General features: G+C 65.7%; 22 protein-coding genes. 13 read left to right on the top strand and 9 right to left on the bottom strand.

What is annotated here, in order from left to right:
* The first annotated feature begins 142 nt into the window (after positions 1 to 142).
* Together RPPS3_RS03020 and RPPS3_RS03015 are read left to right on the top strand one after the other, a co-directional pair.
* A complete protein-coding gene (locus RPPS3_RS03020; RefSeq protein WP_107342782.1) occupies positions 143 to 1,363 on the top strand; it encodes an ABC transporter substrate-binding protein in 1,221 nt (406 codons plus the stop codon).
* A gap of 293 nt (positions 1,364 to 1,656) precedes the next feature.
* Positions 1,657 to 1,869, top strand: a complete 213-nt coding sequence (locus RPPS3_RS03015) for a hypothetical protein (protein ID WP_107342781.1) — start codon at positions 1,657 to 1,659, stop codon at positions 1,867 to 1,869.
* Positions 1,870 to 1,964: 95 nt separating this feature from the next.
* On the opposite strand, the gene RPPS3_RS03010 is transcribed toward RPPS3_RS03015, so the two are convergent.
* A complete protein-coding gene (locus RPPS3_RS03010) occupies positions 1,965 to 2,216 on the bottom strand; it encodes a hypothetical protein (protein WP_107346404.1) in 252 nt (83 codons plus the stop codon).
* Between the two features lie 182 nt (positions 2,217 to 2,398).
* On the opposite strand from RPPS3_RS03010, the gene RPPS3_RS03005 reads away from it, so the two are divergent.
* The gene (locus RPPS3_RS03005) at positions 2,399 to 4,615 is read left to right on the top strand and encodes a transglycosylase domain-containing protein (RefSeq protein ID WP_107346403.1); all 2,217 of its coding nucleotides are present in this window, start codon (positions 2,399 to 2,401) and stop codon (positions 4,613 to 4,615) included.
* A 257-nt stretch (positions 4,616 to 4,872) separates the two neighbouring features.
* On the opposite strand, the gene RPPS3_RS03000 is transcribed toward RPPS3_RS03005, so the two are convergent.
* From RPPS3_RS03000 to RPPS3_RS02985, 4 genes are all read right to left on the bottom strand, one after another.
* Entirely contained in the window at positions 4,873 to 5,706 is an 834-nt protein-coding gene (locus RPPS3_RS03000; RefSeq protein WP_107342780.1) for a M48 family metallopeptidase, read from the bottom strand.
* 255 nt (positions 5,707 to 5,961) lie between these two features.
* Entirely contained in the window at positions 5,962 to 7,290 is a 1,329-nt protein-coding gene (locus RPPS3_RS02995) for a polyhydroxyalkanoate depolymerase (RefSeq protein ID WP_107342779.1), read from the bottom strand.
* 138 nt (positions 7,291 to 7,428) lie between these two features.
* Positions 7,429 to 8,259, bottom strand: coding sequence for an ABC transporter permease (locus RPPS3_RS02990; protein WP_107342778.1), 831 nt, complete (start codon positions 8,257 to 8,259; stop codon positions 7,429 to 7,431).
* Positions 8,256 to 9,053, bottom strand: coding sequence for an ABC transporter ATP-binding protein (locus RPPS3_RS02985; protein WP_107342777.1), 798 nt, complete (start codon positions 9,051 to 9,053; stop codon positions 8,256 to 8,258). Before RPPS3_RS02985 ends, RPPS3_RS02990 begins: the two co-directional genes overlap by 4 nt.
* A gap of 108 nt (positions 9,054 to 9,161) precedes the next feature.
* On the opposite strand from RPPS3_RS02985, the gene RPPS3_RS02980 reads away from it, so the two are divergent.
* A complete protein-coding gene (locus tag RPPS3_RS02980) occupies positions 9,162 to 10,484 on the top strand; it encodes an ActS/PrrB/RegB family redox-sensitive histidine kinase (RefSeq protein WP_107342776.1) in 1,323 nt (440 codons plus the stop codon).
* 91 nt (positions 10,485 to 10,575) lie between these two features.
* On the top strand, positions 10,576 to 11,130 hold the full coding sequence (locus RPPS3_RS02975; protein ID WP_107342775.1) for an ActR/PrrA/RegA family redox response regulator transcription factor: 555 nt from the start codon (positions 10,576 to 10,578) through the stop codon (positions 11,128 to 11,130).
* 141 nt (positions 11,131 to 11,271) lie between these two features.
* Here the strand turns inward: RPPS3_RS02975 and RPPS3_RS02970 are convergent, their stop codons facing one another.
* The gene (locus tag RPPS3_RS02970; RefSeq protein WP_107342774.1) at positions 11,272 to 11,754 is read right to left on the bottom strand and encodes an MmcB family DNA repair protein; all 483 of its coding nucleotides are present in this window, start codon (positions 11,752 to 11,754) and stop codon (positions 11,272 to 11,274) included.
* A 154-nt stretch (positions 11,755 to 11,908) separates the two neighbouring features.
* Between RPPS3_RS02970 and RPPS3_RS02965 the strand changes: the two genes are divergently transcribed.
* The 3 genes from RPPS3_RS02965 (at position 11,909) to RPPS3_RS02955 (ending at position 15,003) form a co-directional block, all read left to right on the top strand.
* Entirely contained in the window at positions 11,909 to 13,027 is a 1,119-nt protein-coding gene (locus tag RPPS3_RS02965) for a vWA domain-containing protein (RefSeq protein ID WP_107346402.1), read from the top strand.
* Between the two features lie 90 nt (positions 13,028 to 13,117).
* A complete protein-coding gene (locus RPPS3_RS02960) occupies positions 13,118 to 13,783 on the top strand; it encodes an MBL fold metallo-hydrolase (protein ID WP_107342773.1) in 666 nt (221 codons plus the stop codon).
* A 323-nt stretch (positions 13,784 to 14,106) separates the two neighbouring features.
* A complete protein-coding gene (locus RPPS3_RS02955; RefSeq protein WP_234820078.1) occupies positions 14,107 to 15,003 on the top strand; it encodes an AraC family transcriptional regulator in 897 nt (298 codons plus the stop codon).
* Between the two features lie 61 nt (positions 15,004 to 15,064).
* Here RPPS3_RS02955 and RPPS3_RS02950 read toward each other — a convergent pair whose 3' ends face one another.
* Complete coding sequence (locus RPPS3_RS02950; RefSeq protein WP_107342771.1) at positions 15,065 to 15,484, bottom strand: DUF1236 domain-containing protein; 420 nt, start codon at positions 15,482 to 15,484, stop codon at positions 15,065 to 15,067.
* Positions 15,485 to 15,602: 118 nt separating this feature from the next.
* Positions 15,603 to 16,787 (bottom strand): extracellular catalytic domain type 1 short-chain-length polyhydroxyalkanoate depolymerase, encoded by a 1,185-nt coding sequence (locus tag RPPS3_RS02945; protein WP_107342770.1) that lies wholly within the window; start codon positions 16,785 to 16,787, stop codon positions 15,603 to 15,605.
* A gap of 177 nt (positions 16,788 to 16,964) precedes the next feature.
* Here RPPS3_RS02945 and RPPS3_RS02940 point away from each other — a divergent pair, with 177 nt between their 5' ends.
* Positions 16,965 to 17,273: a hypothetical protein gene (locus tag RPPS3_RS02940; RefSeq protein WP_159060639.1), complete on the top strand. Its 309-nt coding sequence runs from the start codon at positions 16,965 to 16,967 to the stop codon at positions 17,271 to 17,273.
* A gap of 260 nt (positions 17,274 to 17,533) precedes the next feature.
* Positions 17,534 to 17,995, top strand: coding sequence for a DUF2269 family protein (locus RPPS3_RS02935; RefSeq protein WP_107342768.1), 462 nt, complete (start codon positions 17,534 to 17,536; stop codon positions 17,993 to 17,995).
* 1 nt (position 17,996) lies between these two features.
* On the opposite strand, the gene RPPS3_RS02930 is transcribed toward RPPS3_RS02935, so the two are convergent.
* Positions 17,997 to 19,109 carry an FUSC family protein gene (locus tag RPPS3_RS02930; RefSeq protein WP_107346401.1) on the bottom strand — a complete coding sequence of 371 codons (1,113 nt, stop codon included), beginning with the start codon at positions 19,107 to 19,109 and terminating at the stop codon, positions 17,997 to 17,999.
* 168 nt (positions 19,110 to 19,277) lie between these two features.
* Here RPPS3_RS02930 and RPPS3_RS02925 point away from each other — a divergent pair, with 168 nt between their 5' ends.
* The 3 genes from RPPS3_RS02925 to RPPS3_RS02915 all read left to right on the top strand — a co-directional run bounded on the left by RPPS3_RS02925 (position 19,278) and on the right by RPPS3_RS02915 (position 22,923).
* On the top strand, positions 19,278 to 20,642 hold the full coding sequence (locus RPPS3_RS02925) for an MmgE/PrpD family protein (RefSeq protein ID WP_107342767.1): 1,365 nt from the start codon (positions 19,278 to 19,280) through the stop codon (positions 20,640 to 20,642).
* A gap of 79 nt (positions 20,643 to 20,721) precedes the next feature.
* The gene (locus RPPS3_RS02920) at positions 20,722 to 21,327 is read left to right on the top strand and encodes a PAS domain-containing protein (protein WP_107342766.1); all 606 of its coding nucleotides are present in this window, start codon (positions 20,722 to 20,724) and stop codon (positions 21,325 to 21,327) included.
* 174 nt (positions 21,328 to 21,501) lie between these two features.
* Positions 21,502 to 22,923 carry a malonyl-CoA decarboxylase gene (locus tag RPPS3_RS02915; protein WP_107346400.1) on the top strand — a complete coding sequence of 474 codons (1,422 nt, stop codon included), beginning with the start codon at positions 21,502 to 21,504 and terminating at the stop codon, positions 22,921 to 22,923.
* Positions 22,924 to 23,006: the final 83 nt, after the last annotated feature.

The following is a 23,006-nucleotide window of genomic DNA, read 5'->3' as shown; positions in this document are numbered from 1 at the left end:
AGGATGCTGCATCGCACAGCGCGGCAAATTGCAACGGCGCATCATCGCGGCATTGCCAGACCTCGAGTGCTGATCCACACTCCCCGCTAACGGCGGCAGGCAAAACGCCGCCGGTCATAAGCCATGAGGGAGTAGACCAGCGATGAAGAGCCTGTATCAGGCCGCCGTAGCGGCTCTTGCGACCGTTGCGCTGACCGCCGTGCCCGCCGCGGCGCAAAAGAAATACGATCCGGGAGCGTCCGACACCGAGATCAAGATCGGCCAGACGGTGCCGTTCTCCGGCCCGGCCTCTGCCTACGCCGGCATCGGCAAAACCCAGGCCGCCTATATGCGGATGATCAATGATCAAGGCGGCATCAACGGCCGCAAGATCAACCTGATCCAGTACGACGACGCCTATTCGCCGCCCAAGGCCGTCGAACAGGTCCGCAAGCTGGTCGAAAGCGACGAGGTGTTGCTGACCTTCCAGATCATCGGCACGCCATCCAACGCCGCAGTGCAGAAATATCTCAACGCCAAGAAGGTCCCGCAACTGCTCGCCGCCACCGGCGCGACGCGGTTCACCGATCCGAAGAACTTCCCGTGGACGATGGGCTTCAACCCGAACTACCAGACCGAAGGCCGCATCTACGGCCGCTACATCCTGCAGAACCACCCCGACGCCAAGATCGGCATCCTGTTCCAGAATGATGATCTCGGCCGCGACTACGTCACCGGCCTGCGCGCCGCGCTCGGCGACAAGGCCGACAAGATGATCGTCGCCGAAGCCTCCTACGAGCTCACCGACCCGACCGTCGACTCGCAGATCGTCAAGCTGAAGTCCGCCGGCGCCACACTGCTGTACGACGCCTCGACGCCGCGCTTCGCCGCGCAGGCGATCAAGAAGGTCGCCGACCTCGGCTGGAATCCGATCCATATCCTCGACATCAACGCCAGCCCGGTGTCGGCCACGCTGAAGCCGGCCGGCCTCGACATCTCCAAGGGCATCATTAGCGTCAATTACGGCAAGGACCCTGCCGACCCGCAATGGGCCAACGACGAGGGCGTGAAGAAGTATTTCGCCTTCATGGACAAGTACTATCCGGACGGCGACAAGCTCAACACCGTCAACAGCTACGGCTACAGCACGGCGGAGCTGCTGGTCACCATCCTCAAGCAGTGCGGCGACAACCTGACCCGCGAGAACGTCATGAAGCAGGCCGCCAACCTGAAGAATGTCGTCGGCGACCTGTCGCTGCCGGGCATGTCGGTCAACACCTCGCCGACCGACTTCCGCGTCAACAAGCAGCTCCGGATGATGAAGTTCAACGGCGAGCGCTGGGAGCTGTTCGGCCCGATCATCGAGGACGACGCGGCGATGTAATCGCAGCAATCAGTTCGGCAGCAGCACGTCATTCCGGGTCGCGGGTGGAACTCGCGCCCCGGTTTCTCCCTTCCATAGCGATAGTGGCAAAGTCGCTTTCCGAGAGCGGTTCCTGATCCTCACAGAGGACGGCTTACTCAGCCGGATACCAGAAGACGGACTCTCCGCCCCGGTACATCGCCGGGTATCGACCAATTCTGCACAGACAGCCTGCCCGAATCGCGTTCGAATGCCGCCAACAGACGGGAGTGGAAGCCGTTGAGTGGAGGCGCTGCCGGCGGCGGCGGATCAGCATGAGAGCAGACAGCACCAGCAACCGCTATTTCACCGTCGAACAGCTCGAGGAGCTGGCGGTCGCCAAGTACATCGAGGCGGCGCTGACGCCGGCCGGAGAGGAGCGCGACGAGCTGCTCGAAGAGGCCAAGCGGTTCGCCAGCCGGGCCAAGATGAAGAGCTGGCTGATGGGCGAGATCGGAGCCGCGCCGCGCCGCCGCAACTATCACTAACCGCCGTCCCCCGATTGCTGGCACGGCGGCCTGGCGCTCAGCAAAGGAACGGCTCTGCCCAAATCAGAACCGGCCGGTGGTACTGACCCTCGCGATTACTCCCACGGGATCGCGCTGACTTCGCGCTGCAGCCGGTCCATCGCGGTCATCACCGCGGCGCCGGCAAATTCCCGGCTGGCCTGGCCGGGATCGACCGTGGCGACCTTCCAATTCGCCCCATTGGTGTCGTCGCAGGGCTGGCAGGCCCGAATCCGGATCGCCTCGACCTTGTCGCAGTGACGTTGGCCGCGGACGTCCTGCAGCAGCAGCGCCTCGATCTCCTCCGCGGTCCTCAACACCCTGGTCATCACTGTTCCTTCTGTACGGTCGGCAGGTGCCGCATCGATCGCAGAGCTGTAGCGCAAGGTCTTGAGATGCCTCAAGTCTGCGCCGGTTCCGTCAAATCGGGAACCCGGCTTTAACCTTCGCTTTACCGGGCCTTAAACCGGGTTCGCTAGCGTCGCCTGCAACGGTCGGCGTGGACGATGCGATGGCGTGGGGCAGGAAAAAAGCCGGCGAGAGGCGAGAGCCGAAATTCGGGTCCGGTGAATCGCTCGCCGACATGCGCCTGACGCCGCAGGATCGGGTGAACGTGGCCGACGACAAGCCGAAGAAGAAGCCCGCGGGCAAAGCCGGCGGCGGCGCGCGCAAGCGCAAGCCGCGCAAGGGCGTGATCGCGTCGGTGCGCCAGGCGATCGGCCGCGTGGTGTATTGGAGCGCGGTCGCCGGCATCTGGGCCGTGCTCGCGGTGGTCGGCGTCATGGTCTGGGTGGGCGCGCATCTGCCGCCGATCCAATCGCTGGAGATTCCGAAGCGGCCGCCGACGATCACGATCGTGGCCGACGACGGCTCGACCATGGCGGTGCGCGGCGAGCAGGCCGGCACCAATGTGGCTCTCAAGGAGCTGCCGCCGTATTTGCCGAAGGCGTTCATCGCGATCGAAGACCGCAGGTTCTATCAGCACTTCGGCGTCGATCCGCTCGGCATCGCCCGCGCCGCGGTCACCAACGTGCTGCACCGGGGCGTGTCGCAGGGCGGTTCGACGCTGACCCAGCAGCTCGCCAAGAACCTGTTCCTGACCCAGGACCGCACGCTGACCCGCAAGCTGCAGGAGGTCGAGCTGGCGCTGTGGCTGGAGCGCAAGCACTCCAAGGCCGAGATCCTCGAACTGTATCTGAACCGGGTCTATTTCGGCTCCGGCGCCTATGGGGTCGAGGCTGCGGCGCAGAAGTACTTCGGCAAATCGGCCAAGGACGTCACGCTGGTCGAGGCCGCGATGCTGGCGGGCCTGGTCAAGTCACCGTCGCGCCTCGCGCCGAACCGCAATCCCGAAGGTGCCGAAAAGCGCGCCCAGATCGTGCTCGCCGCAATGGCGGAGGCCGGCTTCGTCACCGACAAGCAGGCCCAGGCCGCGATCGCCAACCCGGTCTACACCGTCAAGCCGACCGGCGCCGGCACCATCAACTACGTTGCCGACTGGATCACCGAGGTGCTGGACGATCTGGTCGGACAGATCGACCAATCGATCATCGTCGAGACCTCGATCGATCCCAGGCTGCAATCGGTGGCCGAGGCCGCGATCATCGACGAGCTGGCGGCCAAGAGCGTCAAATACAAGGTGACCCAGGGCGCGCTGGTGGCGATGACACCGGATGGCACGGTGCGGGCCATGATCGGCGGGCGCAACTATGCCGACAGCCAGTTCAACCGCGCCGTCACCGCCAAGCGGCAGCCCGGCTCGGCGTTCAAGCCGTTCGTGTATCTGACGGCTGTCGAGGCCGGTCTGACACCCGACACCATCCGCCAGGACGCCCCGCTCGACCTCAAGGGCTGGAAGCCGGAGAACTACACCCACGAATATTTCGGCTCGGTCACGCTAACCCAGGCGCTGGCGATGTCGCTGAACACGGTGGCGGTGCGGCTCGGGCTCGAAGTCGGGCCGAAGAACGTGGTGCGCACCGCGCACCGGCTCGGTATCGCCTCCAAGCTCGACGCCAACCCGTCGATCGCGCTCGGCACTTCGGAAGTGACGCTGACCGAGCTGGTCGGTGCCTACTCCACCTTCGCCAATGGCGGGCTGCTGGTGTCGCCACATGTGGTGAAGCGGATCCGCACCGCGCAGGGCAACAAGGTGCTGTACGTCCGTAGCGACGAGCCGGCGAGCCGGGTTGTCGACCCGCGCGCAGTGGCGATGATGAACACCATGATGCAGGAAACGCTGCGCTCCGGTACCGCTCACAAGGCCGACCTGCCGGGCTGGGTTGCGGCCGGCAAGACCGGCACCAGCCAGGATTTCCGCGATGCTTGGTTCCTTGGCTACACGTCGACGCTGGTCACCGGCGTTTGGCTCGGCAACGACGACAACTCGCCGACCAAGAAGGCCACCGGCGGCGGACTGCCGGTCGAGGTGTGGACGCGGTTCATGCGCGAAGCGCTCAAGGGCGAGACGCCGCAGCCATTGCCCGGCGACTGGAGCGGCGGCCCGATCGCGAGCAGCCCGCCGGCCGGCCTCGGCGGCGGCCTGAACGCACCGCCCACGGGAGGCGGCACCATCGCGCAGGCCGGCCCGCGCGGCGAAACCCAGGTGATCAACGCGCCCCCGCCCCCGGGATCAGGCCGGATGCCTCCGCCGACCCGCGCCAACGTGCGGCCAGAGGCGGACGCCGGTTTGGATGGCTGGCTGATGGATCGGCTGTTTGGGCGGTAATGCGGCGTGCAGATCTGAGCGGCGCGCGGCAACCCTCAGTCTGCGTGGCAGCCCTCACCCCAACCCTCTCCCGCAGGCGGGAGAGGGAGCGCGCTGCAAGCGGAGCAGCGTCTGCCACCCGAATAAGCGTCTGTTTGATAGCTGAAAATAGCTGAGTGGCTTGACCTCTCCCCGCGCCGTAGCCGGCTCCCTCTCCCGCCTGCGGGAGAGGGTTGGGGTGAGGGCGACGCGGGCAGCGCGCCCGCGTCCAGCGCACCTCAGTCGCTGATGCCGTAGCGGTGCAGGTCGTTGCCGTAGGAGTCGAGCCAGGTCTTGGCGCGCTCCATCTGCGGACAGACCTTGCCGACCACGCGCCAGAACCGCGCCGAGTGGTTCATCTCGACCAGATGCGCGACTTCGTGGGCCGCCAGATAGTCCAGCACATAAGGCGGCGCCAGGATCAACCGCCACGAGAACGACAGCGAGCCGGCCGAGGTGCACGAGCCCCATCGGCTCGACTGGTCGCGGATCGACAGCCGCGTCACCTTCACGCCGAGCTCCGGCGCATAGCGATCGCAGGCCTTTTGCAGGTCGCGGCGGGCCTCGCGCTTGAGGAAATCGAGCACCCGGCGCTCAATGTGCTCGGTCTCGCCGGCGACGCATAGGATCTTTTCGCCGGACTCGCGCACTTCGGTCCACACCGTGCCGCGCCCGGCGCGGTGCACGATCTTATGGTCCTGGCCGCGGAGGGGCACCAGCGTGCCGGGCAGGAACGGCGCCGCCTTCGGCAGCCGGCCGAGACGCGCGGCGATCCACGCGCCGTGACGCTGGGCGAATTCCTTGGCGTCGGCCAGCGTGCCGCGCGGCGGCATCGTCAGAATCGCTTCGCGGTCGCTCGGATGAATCCGCAAGGTGTAACGTCGCGCGCGGCGGTGGCGGCGAATGCGAACGGCGAAGAACTGCGAGCCGTGTCGGACGGGGATTGTCGACGGCTCCGTGGGGCGCCGATAGAGAAGTGCGCGGGCCATGTCTGCAGGTCCAGGGAAAAGAAGGTCCCCTGGAATCTGCCATAACCGCCGCCATGGGAAGCGCTCGGCGCAAAAACAAATCATTTGCCCAATATACAGGGCAAAGCCGATGTCGCACCCCTAAGTGATGGGGCCTGGAACTCGAAATTTTCGCGAATTTCGATTCAAAACGATACCCTGAGAGGTGACTCACTCCTCACTACTTGTGGAACCCATGAATCTGGATTCCCCCAGGCTATGTACACAAGTGACCAAGCCGCTTGCGCATTGATTTATCAGCGCAAACTGATCAGCACCAACGCGTCATCCACAGCGCCTGCTCATGACGACGCGTAGTAATCACTCCGCCGCGCGCGCCGGCGTATCACTCGCCGACGACGCATGGAAATCACAGATACGCGGCACGATTTCCGAACGGAAACGCGAGCCGTTGAACACACCGTAGTGGCCGACGCCCTTCTGCACGTAGTGCACGCGCCGATTATCCGGGATCGACGAACACAGACCGTGCGTCGCCTCGGTCTGACCGAGACCGGAGATGTCGTCGTTCTCGCCTTCCACCGTCATCAGCGCGACGCGCTTGACCTTCGACGGTTCGACCAGCTTGCCGCGATGCGTCATCTCGCCTTTCGGCAGCGCGTGCTTGACGAACACCAGATCGACCGTCTGCAGATAGAATTCCGCGGTCAGATCCATCACCGCCAGATACTCGTCGTAGAACTCGCGGTGCTTGTCGGCGAGGTCGCCGTCGCCCTGAACCAGATGGTTGAACAGGTTGCGATGCGCGTCCATGTGCCGGTCGAGGTTCATGCTGATGAACCCGTTGAGCTGCAAAAACCCCGGATAGACGTCGCGCATGAAGCCCGGATGCGGGAACGGCACCTTGGTGATGACGTGGTTGCGGAACCAGTCGATGCCCTTCTCGGCCGCGAGATTGTTCACCGCGGTCGGATTGCGGCGGGTGTCGATCGGGCCGCCCATCAGCGTCATCGACAGCGGCACGAACGGATCTTCGTTGGCCTCCATCACTGACACCGCGGTCAGCACCGGCACCGACGGCTGGCACACCGCCATGACGTGAACGTTGCCGCCCAGCGTCTGCAGCATCTCGATGACGTAATCGACATAGTCGTCGAGGTCGAACCGCCCGGCCGCGGCCGGCACCATCCGGGCGTCGGCCCAGTCGGTGATGTAGACCTCATGGGTCGGCAGGAAGGCTTCGACCGTGCCGCGCAGCAGCGTGGCGTAGTGGCCGGACATCGGCGCCACGATCAGCAGCCGCGGCTGCGGATGGCGCAGCGGGCGCTCCAGCTTGCGCTCGAAATAGAGCAGCCGGCAGAACGGCTTTTCCCAGACATTGTGGATCTCGATCGGGACCCGCATGCCGTTGACTTCGGTGTCGTCGAGCCCCCACTCCGGCTTGCCGTAGCGGCGGGTGGTGCGCTCGAACACTTCGCAAGCCGCGGCAATCGACTTGCCGAATTCGGTGTGGCTCCACGGATTGAGCGGGTTCTTGAACGCCAGCTTGGTCGCGTCCGACATCGCCCGCGCCGGATTCAGCGAGGCGTGCGCCATCTCGTAGAACCAGTACATCGGCGTGGTCAGCGCCGGACTGACTTCCGCAGGCATCTCCGGCGGGCGACCAAATTCACCAATGACAACCGGCATCGTGTCGTGTCCCTCGTAACCCCGTGCAGCGCAACATAGTGGCGGCTGGGTACAGGCGCGTCAATCACAAGATCGAAATATGCGCTTCACCGCGTAAAAAGTAAGCACGGACAGTCCACAGGCCTGTCCGGATTCATCCTACTCACCGCTCTGGATCAGTGAGCCGTGGCGCCGGGCGCTGTTCAGCATCGCCAGAAAACTGATGAACGCGGCCACGAACAGCACCACATTGATGCCAAGCGCCCACAGCATCAGATCGCCGCGAAACTGGTGATCGATCAGCAGCGCGCGCATGCCTTCGAACACGTATGTCGGCGGCAGCATCCAGGCGACGACCTGCAGCCAATGCGGCAGCACCGCGACCGGATAGTAGACGCAGGCGAGCGGCATCACGCCGAACATCAGGCTCCAGACGATGCTTTCGGCACCGAGGCCATGGCGCAGCACCAGCCCGGACACGAAGATGCCGAGCGCCCACGAGGTAAAGATCAGGTTACAGAAGAACGCGCCGAGCGGCAGGCCGAAGCCGAACAGATTGAAGTCGAACAGCGTCATCGCCAGCACCACCATCGGCACGACACCGATGGCAAGACGGATCAGGCTCATGATCATCAAGGCGATCAGAAACTCGAGCGGCTTCAGCGGGCTCATCATCAGGTTGCCGAGATTGCGCGCCCACATCTCCTCGAGAAACGAGATCGAAAAGCCGAGCTGACCGCGAAACAGAATGTCCCACAGGATTACCGCGCCGATCAGCGTGCCGCCGGCGCGGGCGAAGAACCCGGCATTCTGCGCCACGTAGCTCTGCAGAAAGCCCCAAGTGATCACTTGCAGCGCCGGCCAGTACACCAGCTCGAACAGCCGCGGCCATGACGACAGCAGCAGGTACCAATAGCGCAGCACCATAGCGCTGATGCGATGCCAGGCGAGGCCGTGACCGAGTTCGAGGCCGGCGATCAAGCTTCTCATGATTCAGCATCCCGTGCCCGGCCGCGGGCGACGTCGAGAAACACCTCCTCCAGCGTCGAGCGGTGATAGCGGGCCATGATCGCCGACGGGGTGTCGTCGTCCTCGATCCGGCCGCGCTTCATGATCACGACGCGATCACACAGCCGCTCGACCTCGAGCATGTTGTGCGAAGCCAGCAGGATGCTGGCGCCGCGGCGCTTGCGATAACTCTCCAGATGCGACCTGATCCAGTCGGCGGTGTCGGGGTCGAGCGAGGCGGTCGGCTCGTCGAGCAGCAGCAGTTCGGGCTGGTTGATCAGCGCCTTTGCCAGCGCCACCCGGGTTTTCTGCCCGGCCGACAGCTTGCCGGAGGGCCGGTCGAGAAAGTCGGTCAGGTCGAAATCGGCGGCGAGTTCGGCGATCCGGCCGCGCAAGTCGGGGACCGCGTAGAGCTGGCCAAACACCGTCAGGTTTTGCCGCACCGTCAGCCGCGACGGCATGTCGACATAGGGGCTTTCGAAGTTGATCCGGCCGAGCACGTCGGCCCGCTGCTCCGGCATCGCGCAGCCGAGCACGCGGATCCGTCCTGCGGTCGGCAATACCAGGCCCATGATCATCGCGATCGTCGTGGTCTTGCCGGCGCCGTTGCCGCCGAGCAGTCCGGTGATGCTGCCGCGCGGCACCCGGAACGAGATGTCGTCCACCGCCCGCGTGGTCTTGTAGGTCTTGACCAGATGCGAGACTTCAATCGCCGCAGACACGGAGGAAGACCCCGCCGGGTCGTCGACCCGGCCAACGCTATCGATCGCCATCATGGATGCCTGTTTGGCGATTGCCAGCGGTGAGCGCAAGCGTGCCGCCGGGCGATCCGCCGCGGGCGGCGTCAATTGGCATCCCGAGCCGCCGACGCTACTGTCCGGCGCATGTCCGATGATCTGATTTCCGCCGACTTCCGGCATCCGCGGCGCCACGTTCGCCTCGATACCATCCTGCGCCTGCGCTGGCTGGCGGCACTCGGCCAGCTCGCCGCGATCTTCGTGGTCTCGGAAGGGCTGGAATTCGACTTCGCGGTGATGCCGTGCATCGTCATCATCGCCGTGTCGGGCCTGGTCAACCTCGCGCTGCAGATCGCCTTCAATCCGATGCAGCGGATGGAGCCGATCTACGCCGCGCTGCTGCTCGCGCTCAACATCTCCGAACTGGCGGGCCTGCTCTACTTTACCGGCGGCCTGCAGAACCCGTTCGCATTCCTGTTCCTCGGGCCGGTGCTGATCAGCGCCACCGCACTGCCCACCCGGATGACGATCTCGCTCGGGATCTTCGCGGCCGGCTGCGCGGCCTTCCTCGGCTACAGCCATCTGCCGCTGCCCTGGGCCGGCGAGGAGCCGGTGGCGCTGCCGCGGATCTATCTGGTCGGCGTCTGGCTCTCGATCCTGCTCGCGATCGGCGTCACCAGCCTCTACACCTTCCAGGTCACCGAAGAGGCCCGCAAGCTCGCCGACGCGCTGTCGGCGGCCGAACTGGTGCTGGAACGTGAGCAGCATCTGACCCAACTCGATGGCCTGGCCGCCGCGGCCGCGCACGAACTCGGCACGCCGCTGTCGACCATCTTCCTGATCTCGCGCGAACTGGAAAAAACCGCCCCGCCGGAGATGGCCTCCGACCTGCGGACCCTGCGCGAACAGGCGCAGCGCTGCCGCGAGATCCTCGGCAAGATCGCTCAGCTATCGTCGGCCGGCGCACCGTTCGACCGGATGCCGCTGTCGACGCTGATCGAGGAGGCCGTGGCGCCGCATCGCGACTTCGGCATCGCCATCAAGATCCGGCTGGCGCAGCACGGCGAACCCGAGCCGGTGGTGATGCGGAATCCCGCGATCCTGTATGGCATCGGCAATATCCTTGAGAACGCCGTCGACTTCGCCCGCAACGCCGTCGAGGTGAATGCCTGGTGGAACGCCGACACCGTGCAGATCGTGGTGTCGGACGACGGTCCGGGCATCAAGCCGGACGTGCTGCGCCGGATCGGCGAGCCTTATTTGTCGCGCCGCCGCAGCGCCGACGATCCCAATCGCGAGCGGTCGGGCCTCGGCCTCGGCGTGTTCATCGCCCGGACCTTGCTGGAGCGAACCGGCGCCAAGGTCGAGTTCCGCAACAAGACCTTCCCGGATCATGGTGCCATCGTCCAGCTCAGCTGGCCCAGGAACCGCTTCGAGACCATCGAAAAGACCGAAGAAACAATGGCTTGATCTGCCCCGCGCGCTCCGGTCGCAGGCGCACGCTCTTGGCAGCGCGGTGTCGCACCCCCATATCTTGTGACACTCGACGAGGAGCCCCGCCGTGAACGCCATTCCCGAACTGAATGACCACACCGATCGCTCGCTGCTGATCGTGGAGGACGACAAGCCGTTCCTCGACCGGCTGGCACGGGCCATGGAAACGCGCGGCTTCGCGGTCACGGCCTGCGACAGCGTCTCCAGCGGTCTCGCCCAGATCGGCAAGGCGGCACCGGCGTTCGCCGTGGTCGATCTCCGTCTCGGCGACGGCAACGGCCTCGATGTGGTCTCGGCGTTGAAGCGTGAGCGCCCGGATTGCCGCGCCATCGTGCTGACCGGCTATGGCAACATCGCCACCGCCGTGACCGCGGTGAAGATGGGCGCGGTCGACTATCTGTCGAAGCCGGCGGACGCCGACGACGTCGTTGCAGCGCTGCTCTCGACCGGCAACGAGAAATCCGAACCGCCGCCGAACCCGATGTCGGCGGACCGCGTCCGCTGGGAGCACATCCAGCGCATCTACGAGATGTGCAACCGCAACGTCTCCGAGACCGCGCGCCGCCTCAACATGCACCGCCGCACCCTGCAGCGCATCCTCGCCAAGCGCGCGCCACGCTAAGCACAGCCTTCCCTTTTAGTTACCAGCGCGTCATTCCGGGGCGCGAGCAAAAGCTCGCGAACCCGGAATCCGACACGCGAAGACTCCATCGGGATTCCGGGTTCGCCGCTGCGCGGCGCCCCGGAATGACGGCACTCAAAGTTACGCTCCTTCGGCAAATCCCTGCGGATCGCTGAGGCGTCCGAGACGTTGGGCGGCGGCCAGCGCGAAGCGCAGCATCATCACCTTGCGGGTCGCCGCCGGCAGCTTGTGCTCCGGCGCTTCGCAATGCAGATGAGCGCCGTAGCCGTCGGCCACGATCAGCCCGGTGTCGGCCGGAAAAATCTCGCACGGCAGATCCTGAGTGAAGGCGAAGAACAGCCGGTCGCAATGCGCCCGGTAGTCGGGCCATTTGTGATCGGCCCGCAGATCCTCGACCGACGATTTGATCTCCACGATCCAGATCTCGCCGCGCTCGTTCAGCGCCACCAGATCGGCGCGCCGCCCGGACGGCAGCGGCAGTTCGCTGACGCAGGCGAAGCCGAGCGAACGCAGCAGCCGCTGCGTGCCGCGCGCAATGCTGAGCGCGGTCTCCGACTGCCGCAAATCGCGCGGCAGAATCATTTGAACGGCATTCGATTCCATCGCGTCCAAGTCTAGCCGAAGTCGGAGCAGGTGCCCAACCGGTCACGTCAGTTCCGGTCTCGGCCGCAGGACCGTTGCGGCGACACCTTTTCGAAGGTGCCGCACGGCGAAGCATTGAGTTGCGGGCTTGGCGGGGGCGCCGGAGACCATCACGATGAAACGCATCACTCTCAAGACCGCGCTGGCTGCCGCCGCGCTGGCGCTTCCACTCTCCTTCGCGACGGCGGCGCAAGCGCGGCCCTCGGTCGAAGTCGCATTCGTACTCGACACCACCGGATCGATGAGCGGCCTGATCGAAGGCGCCAAGCGCAAGATATGGTCGATCGCGACCACGATCCTCGACGACAATCCCGACGCCGACATTCGGATGGGGCTGGTCGCCTATCGGGACATCGGTGACGACTACGTGGTCCGCAGCGTCGACCTTACCACCGACATCCAGGACCTTTACGGCCAGCTCCTGCAACTGCAGGCGCGCGGCGGCGGCGACTGGCCCGAGAGCGTCAACGAGGCGCTCGATACGGCGATCAACAAGCTGCATTGGCGGCAGGGCGGCGACACCCGCCGCATCGTGTTCCTGGTTGGCGATGCTCCGCCGCACATGGACTACGCGCAGGACACCAAGTACCCCGAGACTCTGGCAGTCGCCCGGCAGAAAGACATCATCGTCAACGCGGTGCAGGCCGGCACCGCGCAGGACACCGCACGGGTGTGGCACGAGATCGCCGACGGCGGCCGCGGCCGCTACATCGCCATCCCGCAGGACGGCGGCCAGATCGTGGTGATCCAAACGCCCTATGACGACGAGATCATCATCCTGCAGAAGCAGATCAACGGCACCGTGATCCCCTACGGCCCCGCGCCGATGCAGCGGCGGACCGAAGAGAAGACCGGACAGCTCGCCAAGGTCGCGGCCGCGGCACCGGCCTCGGCGTCCGACATGGCCAGCTACATCAACAAACGCGCCCGCAGTTCGTCCGAGGCCGTGACCGGCGGCGGCGATCTGGTCAGCGACGTGCTGGCCGGGCGGCAGAAGCTCGATCAGGTCAAGGACGCGGATCTGCCGCCGGAGCTGCGCGCGCTGCCGGCCGAGCAACGGGCCGCCAAGCTCGACGCCCAGATGACGGCCCGCAAGGCGCTCAACGACAAACTCGCAGCCCTGGTGAAGCAGCGCGATGCCTATTTGCTGGCGCAGCGCGACAAGCAGCCGAAGCAGGCTTCGTCGTTCGACCGCGAGGTCGAGGCGACCTTGAAGGCGCAGCTCAAGCGATAGCGAGCGCTGCCGGCGGTTAGGGCGCGAGCGGCGATACCGGAGGGTGAGCCGAGCTTTGACTCACCCTCTTCGACGCGGCATTGTCCGGCCATGACCGAGACCCAGACCAAGGCCAAAGCCGGCGCCGCAATCATTCCCGTGACGCCGTTCCAGCAGAACTGCACGCTGTTGTGGTGCGAAGCGACCCGCAAAGCCGTGGTTGTCGATCCCGGCGGCGACGTGCCGGAGATCCTGGCTGCGATCGAAAAGACCAACGTCGAGGTCGGCGCAATCTGGCTCACCCATGGCCACATCGACCATGTCGGCGGCGCCGCAGATCTGCGCGATGCCTTGAAGGTCGAGGTGATCGGCCCGCATCGCGACGACCAGTTCCTGCTCGACAACGTCGTCAACTCCGGCCGCAGCTTCGGCATCGACGGCGTCCGCGACGTCACCCCGGACCGCTGGCTCGCGGACGGCGACAGCGTCAGCATCGGCGAGCTGAGCTTCCAGATCCTGCATTGCCCGGGCCATTCGCCGGGCAGCGTCGTGTTCTTCAACGATGCGATGCGGTTTGCGTTCGTTGGCGACGTGCTGTTTGCCGGCTCGGTCGGCCGCACCGACCTGCCCGGCGGCAGCCATGCCACCCTGATCCAATCGATCACTCAGAAGCTGCTGCCGCTCGGCGACGACGTCGGCTTCATCTGCGGTCATGGGCCCGGCTCCAGCTTCGGTCAGGAGCGCCTGACCAACCCATTCCTGACCGGCGAAGCCTGACCGACACCTCCGGTTCTTCCGTTTTTCTGAGCTGACCCGGCCGGCGCGACTCGTTCGCGCTGGCCGAAATGCTTTGCGCGGGGGCCGTCGAACGGTGCCCTGGTCAGTCGTTTGAACCTATTGCCGGCTGCTACGTCCAATTTTCCGCAAATACCTGGGAATCTTACGAGGACCTACGGTTCCCTCGTTCTGTTACCAGGATCGGCCGGAATGTTGCGTGCGGACTGGAGACGTAATCGGAGATGACCGTCGAGCTTCTCAACGAACCTCTCTCCCGGTACCCCGCGTTTGACACCGCCGATCCGGAAGAACTGCGCCAAGCCTTGAGCTCCGTTTATGGCGCCAAGTTGGTGGAAGGCCCGATCTGCGCCGATTTCCACGCGCGCAGCAATTTCGTCCAGCTTGATGACATCGCACTCGCCTTCGGTGTCGGCACCGGATCGATCGTGGTCGAATTCCCCGAGGGGGAATGTGCGCGGCTGCAGATCGCTCTGTCGGGGCAATTCATCACCCGGAGCGGCGGCACCAGCACGGCGATCAACGCGCGGCAGGCCGGCATCATCTCGCCGGGCCGCAATGCCCGTACCGAGTATGGCCCGTCCTACAGCTTCAGCCTGCTGCGCGTCAGCACCACGGCGCTGGAGCGGAAGCTGACTACCCTGCTCGGCTGTAAGCCAAAGGCTTCGATCGAATTCGAGCCGGCGGCCAACAATGAAGCGCCGCAGGTGGTCAACTTGCGCCGGATGCTGTGCTTCCTGGCCAATCAGCTGAATTGCAGCCCGCTGCCGCCGGTCGTGCTGGGCGAGCTGCAGGAGGCCATCACGCTGCTATTCCTCAGCGCCTTCCGGCACAATTACAGCCGGCAGCTCGAGCGCGAGTCGCACGGGATCGCGCCGAAGCACGTCCGACAGGTCGAGGAATATATCGAAGCCAACTGGATGCGGCCGATCACCATCGAAAAGCTGACCGCCCTCACCGGCATCAGCTCGCGCGGCATCTTCAAGGCGTTCCAGCGCAGCCGCGGTTATTCACCGATGGCGTTCGCCAAGCGGGTGCGGCTGCAGCACGCCCATAATTTGCTGTCGGACGGAACGACGCCGACCACCGTGACCGCAGCCGCGCTGTCCTGCGGCTTCTCCAACCTCGGCCACTTCGCCCGCGACTATCGCGATATGTTCGGTGAAAAGCCATCCGAGACGCTGCAGCGCGCGCGGCCCTGAACATAAGAGAACGGGCCGCGTCCCCTCGACACGGCCCGCCCTCGTTCATCCGGTCGTTCGATTACTCGATGATCTCGACGACCTTGTGGGTCCGCGGATCGACCAGCACGGTGCGATCGTTCACCACGGTGTAGCGATATTCGCTGGCGCGGCCGAAGCGATCCGGCACCTCGTAATACGTCACGCCGTCCGAGGGCAGCACAACGCCGACGCGAACTTCGTCACGATAGCGGAACGACGGATGACGCTGCTCGACCACGTAGTGACGGAACTGCGGACGATCGTCGACGCCCAGGATGCCGGCTACGCCGCCGACGACGCCACCGATCGTTCCGCCAACCACCGCGCCGACCGGACCTGCGGCGCGCTCACCATCGCGCGCACCACGCTCGATGCCGCCCGGAACGCCCTGGGCGTTGGCGACAGCAGGTGCCGCAAGGGCAAGGACGACGATAGCGGTTCCGGCAAAACGATTGATCATGGTCAGACTCCCGTTCGGTGAAAGGTGGTCTGACAAGTCTCGCTTCGGCGATCCGTTCCGTACCCCGCTGCACCGTTGCCTGCGCATAATTGGGGCACTCGATCACGGAACCCAGCGCTTACTTCATCAATCCTGCGGCGGTGAGGGCGCGGGTAATCACAGCGCCGACATCGAGCCCGCGCTTGCTATCAGGCGCCTCATCCGACGCGCCGGCCTTGTTGGATCGCTGCTGCGACTTGCGGTGAGGAGTATCGGTCGCACCGGAGCGATGTCCATCTGTGGCGGCTCGTGCCACCGCCGTCTTTTCCGGCGATCGCGTCTGATAGACCCGGCCGGTCAGGCCGAAGAACTGCGCGATGTGGTAGGACGATGAAATCCCGACATCGAGCAGATAGGCCCCGGCAACGCCATAGCGTTCATCCCCGGCGCCGGCACCGAGCGGCGTACCATGCGCCATGCCGGTGATGGTGTAGGACTCCACCACGGGCTCGCCGCTCGAATTCCACCACACGCGGTGCGGATAGCCGTCGATCTTGTTCTGAGACATCGGCGCCTCAGGCAGCCCGTGCAGGTCGAGCCATTGCCGGACCAGCGCGTCGGCATTGGCCGGATCGACCGTCCGGTCGGCATCGCCGTGCCACACCGCCAGCTTCGGCCATGGCCCTTTGTGCGCAGTGGCGCCGCGCACCAGATCGCCGAGTTGATGCCCCGTGCGCGCCGAAGCGTGACGCATTTCCTTCAGCGCCTGCCGCACATTGAGCGCGACGCCGTAAGGCAGGCCCGCGATCACCGCGCCGCCGGCGAAGACGTCCGGATAAGTCGCGAGCATCGCCGCCGCCATCGCGCCGCCCGCCGACAGACCGGTGACGAAGATCCGCGCACGGTCGATGTGATGGCTGCGCGCCATGTGATCGACCATCTGCCGGATCGAGCCGACCTCGCCGCTGTCGCGGCGGATGTCGTCGGGCGCGAACCAGTTGAAGCAGGTGTTGGGATTGTTGGCGCGGGTCTGCTCCGGCAGCAGCAGCGCGAAGCCGTAACGCTGCGCCAGCGTGCACCAGCCGGCGCCGATCTCATAGCCGGCGGCATTCTGGGTGCAGCCGTGCAGGACAACGACCAGGGGCAGCTTCTGGGTGATCCCCTCAGGGACGAACGAGAACATCCGCAAGTCGCCGGGATTGGCGCCAAACGCGGTGGTCTCGGCGAGCCGGCTGTCGTGAGCCGCCTCGCCCCAAGCCAAGCCATTGAGACTGTGCATTTTTCGGAGCTGGCCGAGGAAATCGATATGGTCTTTCAGTGACACGGTCGCTCCTGGTCTGGGCCCCTGCCCTGGCACGGATATAATTGCTGCGGTGCAATATGGTAGGCCCGCGCGGGCGACCAGCCGGTCTGCGCCAGCCGATGATCCGCGGTCACAAAAAGACCCGCAGCTTGCTGCTGCGGGCCATAGTCGGGGAGGAATCCCGAAAACGCGAGCTACTTGGCGGCCCCCTTCGACATGCTGCTGGGCTGCACGTCGTTCTTCTTCGAGGAGTGCTTTTTCGATTTGCTGGTCGCCATGCCCTGGGTCGAGCCTTTGGACATGCCGTTATCGGACATCCCGGGCGAGCCGCCGCCGGACATGCCGCTGTTCATCTTGGTCGAATCCTGCGGCGCCGGTCCGGTGGTCTGGGCCGAAGCGGTGCCGGCGAACGTGCCGATTGCTGCGCAGCAGAGCGCAGCAAGCAATGCCTGTTTCATGGGTGAGCTCCTGTCGCTGTCACGCCGGTCCAACCGCAAAGCGGTTTGAACGTTCCTGCCGTACGCCCGGAACCGATGCGATAAGCGGGGTGGATTGAAGCTACGCGCGGCGTGTTGAAGCAGTCCGGCCCATGTGGGAGCGAAAACGCATGCGCTCAGCGATGCGCGCGTTATTCCAAAGCGCTGCAGCTTTCCGGGCGACGAAGGTCGATTTGACAAATCATCCCAAAACCATGAGCACAAAACGAAAATTCGAGCAGTGGCGCGGCGGGGTGCTGGTCACGACGGCACAGGCGCGGAACAGACCCGATGTATGATGTGTTCAAGTTTCTCCACGTCGTCGGCGTGGTCGTGCTGGTCGGCAACGTCACCATCACAGCCTTCTGGAAGGCGTTCTCCGACATGACCCGCGATCCGAAGATCGTGGCGCATGCGCAGCGCGGCGTGACGGTCTCGGATTTCATCTTCACCCTGGCCGGCATCGCCCTGATCATCATCGGCGGCTACGGCGCCGCGCTGGTGAAGGATATGCCGCTGTTCTCCTCGTTCTGGCTGGTGGCCGGGCAGATCCTGTTCGTGGTCTCGGGCGTGATGTGGCTCGGCATCCTGATCCCGCTGCAGATCCGGCAGGCGCGCCTTGCGCGCAGCTTCGCCCAGGGCGGCGAAATCCCGGCGCAGTACTGGCGCGACGCCAAGACCTGGCTGGTCTGGGGCATCATCGCCACGGTGCCGCTGGTCGCGGCCGTGTTCGTGATGGTCTACAAGATCTGAGCTACGCCACCCGCGCGGTCGGCTTGCTGGGCTGGCCCCATTCGGTGACCCGCATTTCCAGGTCGCGGAAGTTCTGGTGGAGCTGCTCCATGGCGAAACCAAGCGCGAAGAACCGCTCGGCCTGATCGCCCGGCAACGCCCGGATCAGCCCGTCGCGCCGCACCGCTGCCACCTCGGCCGCATAGGCGGCCAGCGCCTGTTCCATGGGGCCCAGCGGCGGCGGCGCATGGCGCTGGCGCAGCGCCTCGGCGCAGGCGGCCAGATGCGAGGTCGCAGCAAGGCGCAGATTGTCGATCGCGCCACCGAGGCGCTCCTGCAGAGACGGCGGCAGCGGCGCGGTGGCCGAGCGACCGACCATCACCAGATCGTGGCGCAGCCGCAGCAGGGTGCGGACCAGCGGCGCGACATCCGGCCCGCGCGACAGCCCGGCGTTGCGCTCGCGCTGCGCCTCGGCGCCGATTTCGGCCAGCGTCACCAGCGACGCGCCGATGCCGTCCTGCAGCCGATGCAGCGCGTCGTTGTCGAGGCCCTTGGTCAGGCCGGCCAGCAGCGCGCCGAGCGCATCGGCCATCAGCTCTAATGAGCGCGCCGCGGCGGCGAGCGCCAGCCCCTGCGCCCGCGACGGCAGCACCACGAACGACACCGCGAGCCCCACGATCGCCCCGACCCCGACTTCGAGCACGCGGTCGATCGCCGAGGCCAGTGGCTCGACCTTGGTGATGGTCGGCACCAGCAGCACGATGATCGCCGTGACGGTCGCGACGTTGAGGTTGGGCTTGATCGCCACGATCAGCGCCAACGGCGCGACCGCAAGCGCCAGGGCGCCCAGCAGCCCGAGCTCGCTGTGATGCGGCACGAAGATGGTGATGGCGCCGCCGTAGATCGCGCCACCGATGGTGCCGACGAGATAATCACCCGCCGTTTTCAGCGACCGTCCGACGCTGGTCTGCGTCACGATGATGGCGGTGAGCACCGCCCACAGCGGCAGATGCAAATGCAGACTCTGCGCGACCCCAAGCGCAAGCAGCGCCGCGAGGGTGATACGCAGGGCCAGCCCCCATTGTGGCTGGCGCGGTTTCCATTGCGAAAGCAGGCGTGTCCTGGAGGATGTCATCGGCGGCAGCAATCGTTCCGGTTGCACCGTCTGGCGCGGAATCATCCGCCAGAGAGCACGGCCCTGCGCACCGCGCAAATCCGCAGCACTGCGGATGGGCCCTGCGCCGGCGCGGCTTGAACCGCGTCCGCGGCCCGCCTAACGTGCCGCGCAAAAGAGGGAGCCCAGATGGCCAACGAAACCGCCACGCTCGCAGGCTACGTCGCCGCGCTGCAATTCACCGACATTCCGCAGGACGTTCTGGCGCGCGCCAAGCTGCTGACGCTGGACTTCCTCGGCAGCGCGATCCGCGCCCGGCGCGAAGCCGAATCGACACCGTCGATCCTGCAGATGCTGCAGGCGCTGTCGCTCGACGGAGCCGGCGACTCCACGGTGTTCGGCGACGACAAGCGCTGGACCCCGGCGGTGGCGGCGCTGCTGAACGGCGCGCTCGGTCATTCGCTAGATTTCGACGACACCCACGCCGACTCGTCGCTGCATCCCTCGGCCCCGGTGGTGCCGGCTGCGTTCGCGGTCGGCGAACTGGTCGGCGCCTCGGGCCGCGATGTGCTGACCGCGATCGTCGCCGGCTACGAAGTGTGCTGCCGGCTCGGCAACGCGCTCGATCCGACCTCGCACTACGCGCGCGGCTTCCATCCCACCGCAACCGCCGGCACCTACGGCGCCGCGGCGGCCGCCGCCAAGCTGTTCGGCCTGTCGCAGGATCAGATCGTCGCGGCGTTCGGCGTCTCCGGCAGCCAGGCCGCAGGCTCGCTGCAATTCCTGGTCAACGGTGCGTGGAATAAGCGCTATCAGGTCGGCGCCGCGGCGATGAACGGCGTGATCGCCGCGACGCTGGCGAAGAACGGCTTCATCGGCTCGACCGAGTCGGTCGAAGGCATCCACGGCCTGCTGGTCGGCTACACCGACACGCCGCATCATGACAAAGCGGTCGCCGATCTCGGCAGAGTTTACGAGACCATGAAGATCGGCGTGAAGCCGTATCCGAGCTGCCGCTACACTCACGCGGCGATCGACGCGCTGATCGCGATGCGACGCGAGCACAATCTGACGCCAGCGCAAATCACCCGCGTCGAAGTCGGGCTGCACAAGAACGGCATCACGCTCACCGGCGATGCGCCGACCAAGCGGCATCCGCGCTCGATCGTCGGCGGTCAGTTCTCGATGTTCTTCACTGGCGCATTGGCGCTGGAGCAGGGCAGCTTCGGCTGGGACGACTACACGCGGCTTGGCGATCCGGCGATCGATGCGCTCGCGGACAAGTTCGACGTGGTGCGCGACGAACGGCTCGAAGGCAAAACCCATCCGTTCGGCGCCCGCGTGTCGATCACCACCGAGGACGGCGTGCATGAACGGATCTACGCCGATCCGTCCGGCGAGCCGAACTCGTTCCCGAGCGACCAGGCGATGACACAGAAATTCCTGCAACTCGCGCGTCCGGTGCTGGACGGTCGCGCGCAGAGTTTTGCCGATGCGGTGCTGACGCTGGAGCGGTTCGCCAAGGTGAGCGAAGCGACCGCCCTGGGTCGCTAGGGAACCGTTAGCGGTATTGACATACTCGCAATCTGGCGTAGCAGAAGAGCCGACACTCCCGGACGACGGAGAGCGGTCGATGCAACGCTTCGTCTGTGAACAGAATATCGCGCACTTCCAAAAGCTGCTCGAGACGGCCGAGGATGAGAAGCTGCGCCGGACGCTGCTCGGCCTGCTGTCGTCGGCCAAGCGCGAACTGGCGCTGCTGCATTCTCAGATCTCCGGCGCCGACCTATCTCCGCTGGCGTATCGCAACCGTGGCGGCGATCTCGATTCGGTGCTGGCGCAAATCCGCGCCAGCTTCGATGCGTCCGAGCATCCCTACATGCTGATCGATGCCGGGCCGGGCCTGAAGATCATCGACATCAACGACGCCTATGCGCGCGCCACCTTCACGTCGCGCGATGGCATCGTCGGCCAGCCCCTGTTCGAGATCTTCCCCGACAATCCGGCGGTCGAGACCGCCGACGGCGTAAGCAACGTCTACAACTCACTGCGCACCGTGGTCGAGACCGGCCAGCCGCACGCGCTCGCCGTGCAGCGCTACGATGTCCGCAACGCCGAGGGCGTGTTCGTCGAGCGCTATTGGCAGTCGATCAACACCCCGGTGCGCGACGCCGACGGCAAGCTGATGTGCCTGCTGCACAATGTCGAGGACGTCACCGCCGAAGTGCTGGCGAATTAGCCGGCGGCGATCCTCGGCGCACCCAGCGACATCCCCTCCGGCCCAGTCACGAAGCCGTGGCGAAACCATCGTCCTGCTCATGCGTCTGGAAGGCGTTGTCCGGAACGTCTATGGTTGTGACGTACCGCGCTTCGTACGTGAAGCGACGATGTCGCAAGCCTGGGGATGAAGCTGATGCCGATAGCCACCACCGCAGACCGCGCTTCGGAGTTTCTCGGCGGCCTGTTCAACAGCCTCACCGAGCGCGGCCGCAGCCTGTTCGGGCTGACCAGCTCACAGCCGATGTCCGGTGACGAACTGATCGCGCTTGGCGAGACGCTGCTGTCGCGGCGCGGTGAAGCATCCGGCGTCGCGCTCGCTGCGTCACTGCTCGCCGGCTACGAGGCTGCTGACGACGAGGACAAGCTGGCGTTTCTCGACGCGCTCGCCGAACAGTTCGGGCCCGACCTCGCCGAACTCAACGCCGCGATCGAAGCGTTTCGCGCCGACGCCTCCGCCGAAGCGACCGGCGAATTGCTCCGCGCCGCCGAGCCGCGCCGGCAGGAACTGATCCGCCGTCTCAATCACGCGCCGGGCGGCACCGCCGCGCTGGTGAAGATGCGCGAGGCGGTGCTGGCCCGCATCGCCGCGCATCCGCAGCTGCGTCACGTCGACGACGACTTCGTGCATCTGTTCACGTCGTGGTTCAATCGGGGGTTTCTGGTGCTGCAGCGGATCGACTGGACGACACCGGCCAACATCTTGGAAAAGATCATCCGCTACGAGCAGGTCCACACCATCCACGACTGGGACGATCTGCGCGCGCGGCTGGCCCCGCCGGACCGGCGCTGCTACGGCTTCTTCCATCCGCGGCTGGTCGACGAGCCGCTGATCTTCGTCGAGGTCGCGCTGACCAAGGACAGCCCGGCCGCGATCGCGCCGCTGCTCGATCTCGAGAGGGAGCCGATCGCCGCCAGCGACGCCACCACCGCGGTGTTCTATTCGATCTCCAACACCCAGCAGGGCCTTGCCGGTATTTCGTTCGGCAACTTCCTGATCAAGCAGGTAGTCGAGGAGATCAAGCGCGAGCTGCCGAACGTGCAGACGTTCGTGACGCTGTCGCCGGTGCCGGGCTTTGCGAAGTGGCTGAAGCGCGAGCGCGACAATCCGGACTCCACGCTGCTCGATGCTTCCGCGCGCACCGCGCTCGAAGCGCTGGATACGCCAAACTGGTTCGACGATGCCGACACCGCCGACCGGCTGAAGCCGATCGTGCTGCAGCTCGCCGCCGCTTACTTCCTGCAGGCCAAGGGGCCGAACGGCCGGCCGCTCGATCCGGTGGCGCGCTTCCACCTCGGCAACGGCGCGCGGCTCGACCGGCTGAACTTCCTCGGCGATCGGTCGCCGAACGGGATGCGGCAGTCGCACGGGCTGATGGTCAACTACCTATATGCGCTCGGCGACATCGAGGCCAACCACGAGGCGCTGTTCGAACGCGGCCAGATCGCCGCAGCGTCCGCGGTGCGCAAGCTGGTGCCGACCAAGCCGGTGACCAGCGAGCCGCGCAAGGGCAACGCGAAGACCGCCAGCGCCCCGCAGCCCGCGCCGACGGCATGATAAACGACGGCATGCCTGCCGCATCTTACACGGGCCTCACATCGTCATTGCGAGGAGCGACGCGCCGAAGCAATCCACCTCGA

This window comes from Rhodopseudomonas palustris (assembly GCF_003031265.1).
GTDB lineage: Bacteria > Pseudomonadota > Alphaproteobacteria > Rhizobiales > Xanthobacteraceae > Rhodopseudomonas > Rhodopseudomonas palustris_H.
The sequence above is the reverse complement of the archived record's forward strand: the minus strand, read 5'-3'. Positions and strand labels throughout refer to the sequence as shown.

Coding starts and splice junctions, on each gene's coding strand:
- RPPS3_RS03020 (WP_107342782.1), top strand. CDS start 143: ATGAAGAGCCTGTATCAGGCCGCCGTAGCGGCTCTTGCGACCGTTGCG.
- RPPS3_RS03015 (WP_107342781.1), top strand. CDS start 1,657: ATGAGAGCAGACAGCACCAGCAACCGCTATTTCACCGTCGAACAGCTC.
- RPPS3_RS03010 (WP_107346404.1), bottom strand. CDS start 2,216: ATGACCAGGGTGTTGAGGACCGCGGAGGAGATCGAGGCGCTGCTGCTG.
- RPPS3_RS03005 (WP_107346403.1), top strand. CDS start 2,399: ATGGCGTGGGGCAGGAAAAAAGCCGGCGAGAGGCGAGAGCCGAAATTC.
- RPPS3_RS03000 (WP_107342780.1), bottom strand. CDS start 5,706: ATGATTTGTTTTTGCGCCGAGCGCTTCCCATGGCGGCGGTTATGGCAG.
- RPPS3_RS02995 (WP_107342779.1), bottom strand. CDS start 7,290: ATGCCGGTTGTCATTGGTGAATTTGGTCGCCCGCCGGAGATGCCTGCG.
- RPPS3_RS02990 (WP_107342778.1), bottom strand. CDS start 8,259: ATGAGAAGCTTGATCGCCGGCCTCGAACTCGGTCACGGCCTCGCCTGG.
- RPPS3_RS02985 (WP_107342777.1), bottom strand. CDS start 9,053: ATGATGGCGATCGATAGCGTTGGCCGGGTCGACGACCCGGCGGGGTCT.
- RPPS3_RS02980 (WP_107342776.1), top strand. CDS start 9,162: ATGTCCGATGATCTGATTTCCGCCGACTTCCGGCATCCGCGGCGCCAC.
- RPPS3_RS02970 (WP_107342774.1), bottom strand. CDS start 11,754: ATGGAATCGAATGCCGTTCAAATGATTCTGCCGCGCGATTTGCGGCAG.
- RPPS3_RS02965 (WP_107346402.1), top strand. CDS start 11,909: ATGAAACGCATCACTCTCAAGACCGCGCTGGCTGCCGCCGCGCTGGCG.
- RPPS3_RS02960 (WP_107342773.1), top strand. CDS start 13,118: ATGACCGAGACCCAGACCAAGGCCAAAGCCGGCGCCGCAATCATTCCC.
- RPPS3_RS02950 (WP_107342771.1), bottom strand. CDS start 15,484: ATGATCAATCGTTTTGCCGGAACCGCTATCGTCGTCCTTGCCCTTGCG.
- RPPS3_RS02935 (WP_107342768.1), top strand. CDS start 17,534: ATGTATGATGTGTTCAAGTTTCTCCACGTCGTCGGCGTGGTCGTGCTG.
- RPPS3_RS02930 (WP_107346401.1), bottom strand. CDS start 19,109: ATGACATCCTCCAGGACACGCCTGCTTTCGCAATGGAAACCGCGCCAG.
- RPPS3_RS02925 (WP_107342767.1), top strand. CDS start 19,278: ATGGCCAACGAAACCGCCACGCTCGCAGGCTACGTCGCCGCGCTGCAA.
- RPPS3_RS02920 (WP_107342766.1), top strand. CDS start 20,722: ATGCAACGCTTCGTCTGTGAACAGAATATCGCGCACTTCCAAAAGCTG.
- RPPS3_RS02915 (WP_107346400.1), top strand. CDS start 21,502: ATGCCGATAGCCACCACCGCAGACCGCGCTTCGGAGTTTCTCGGCGGC.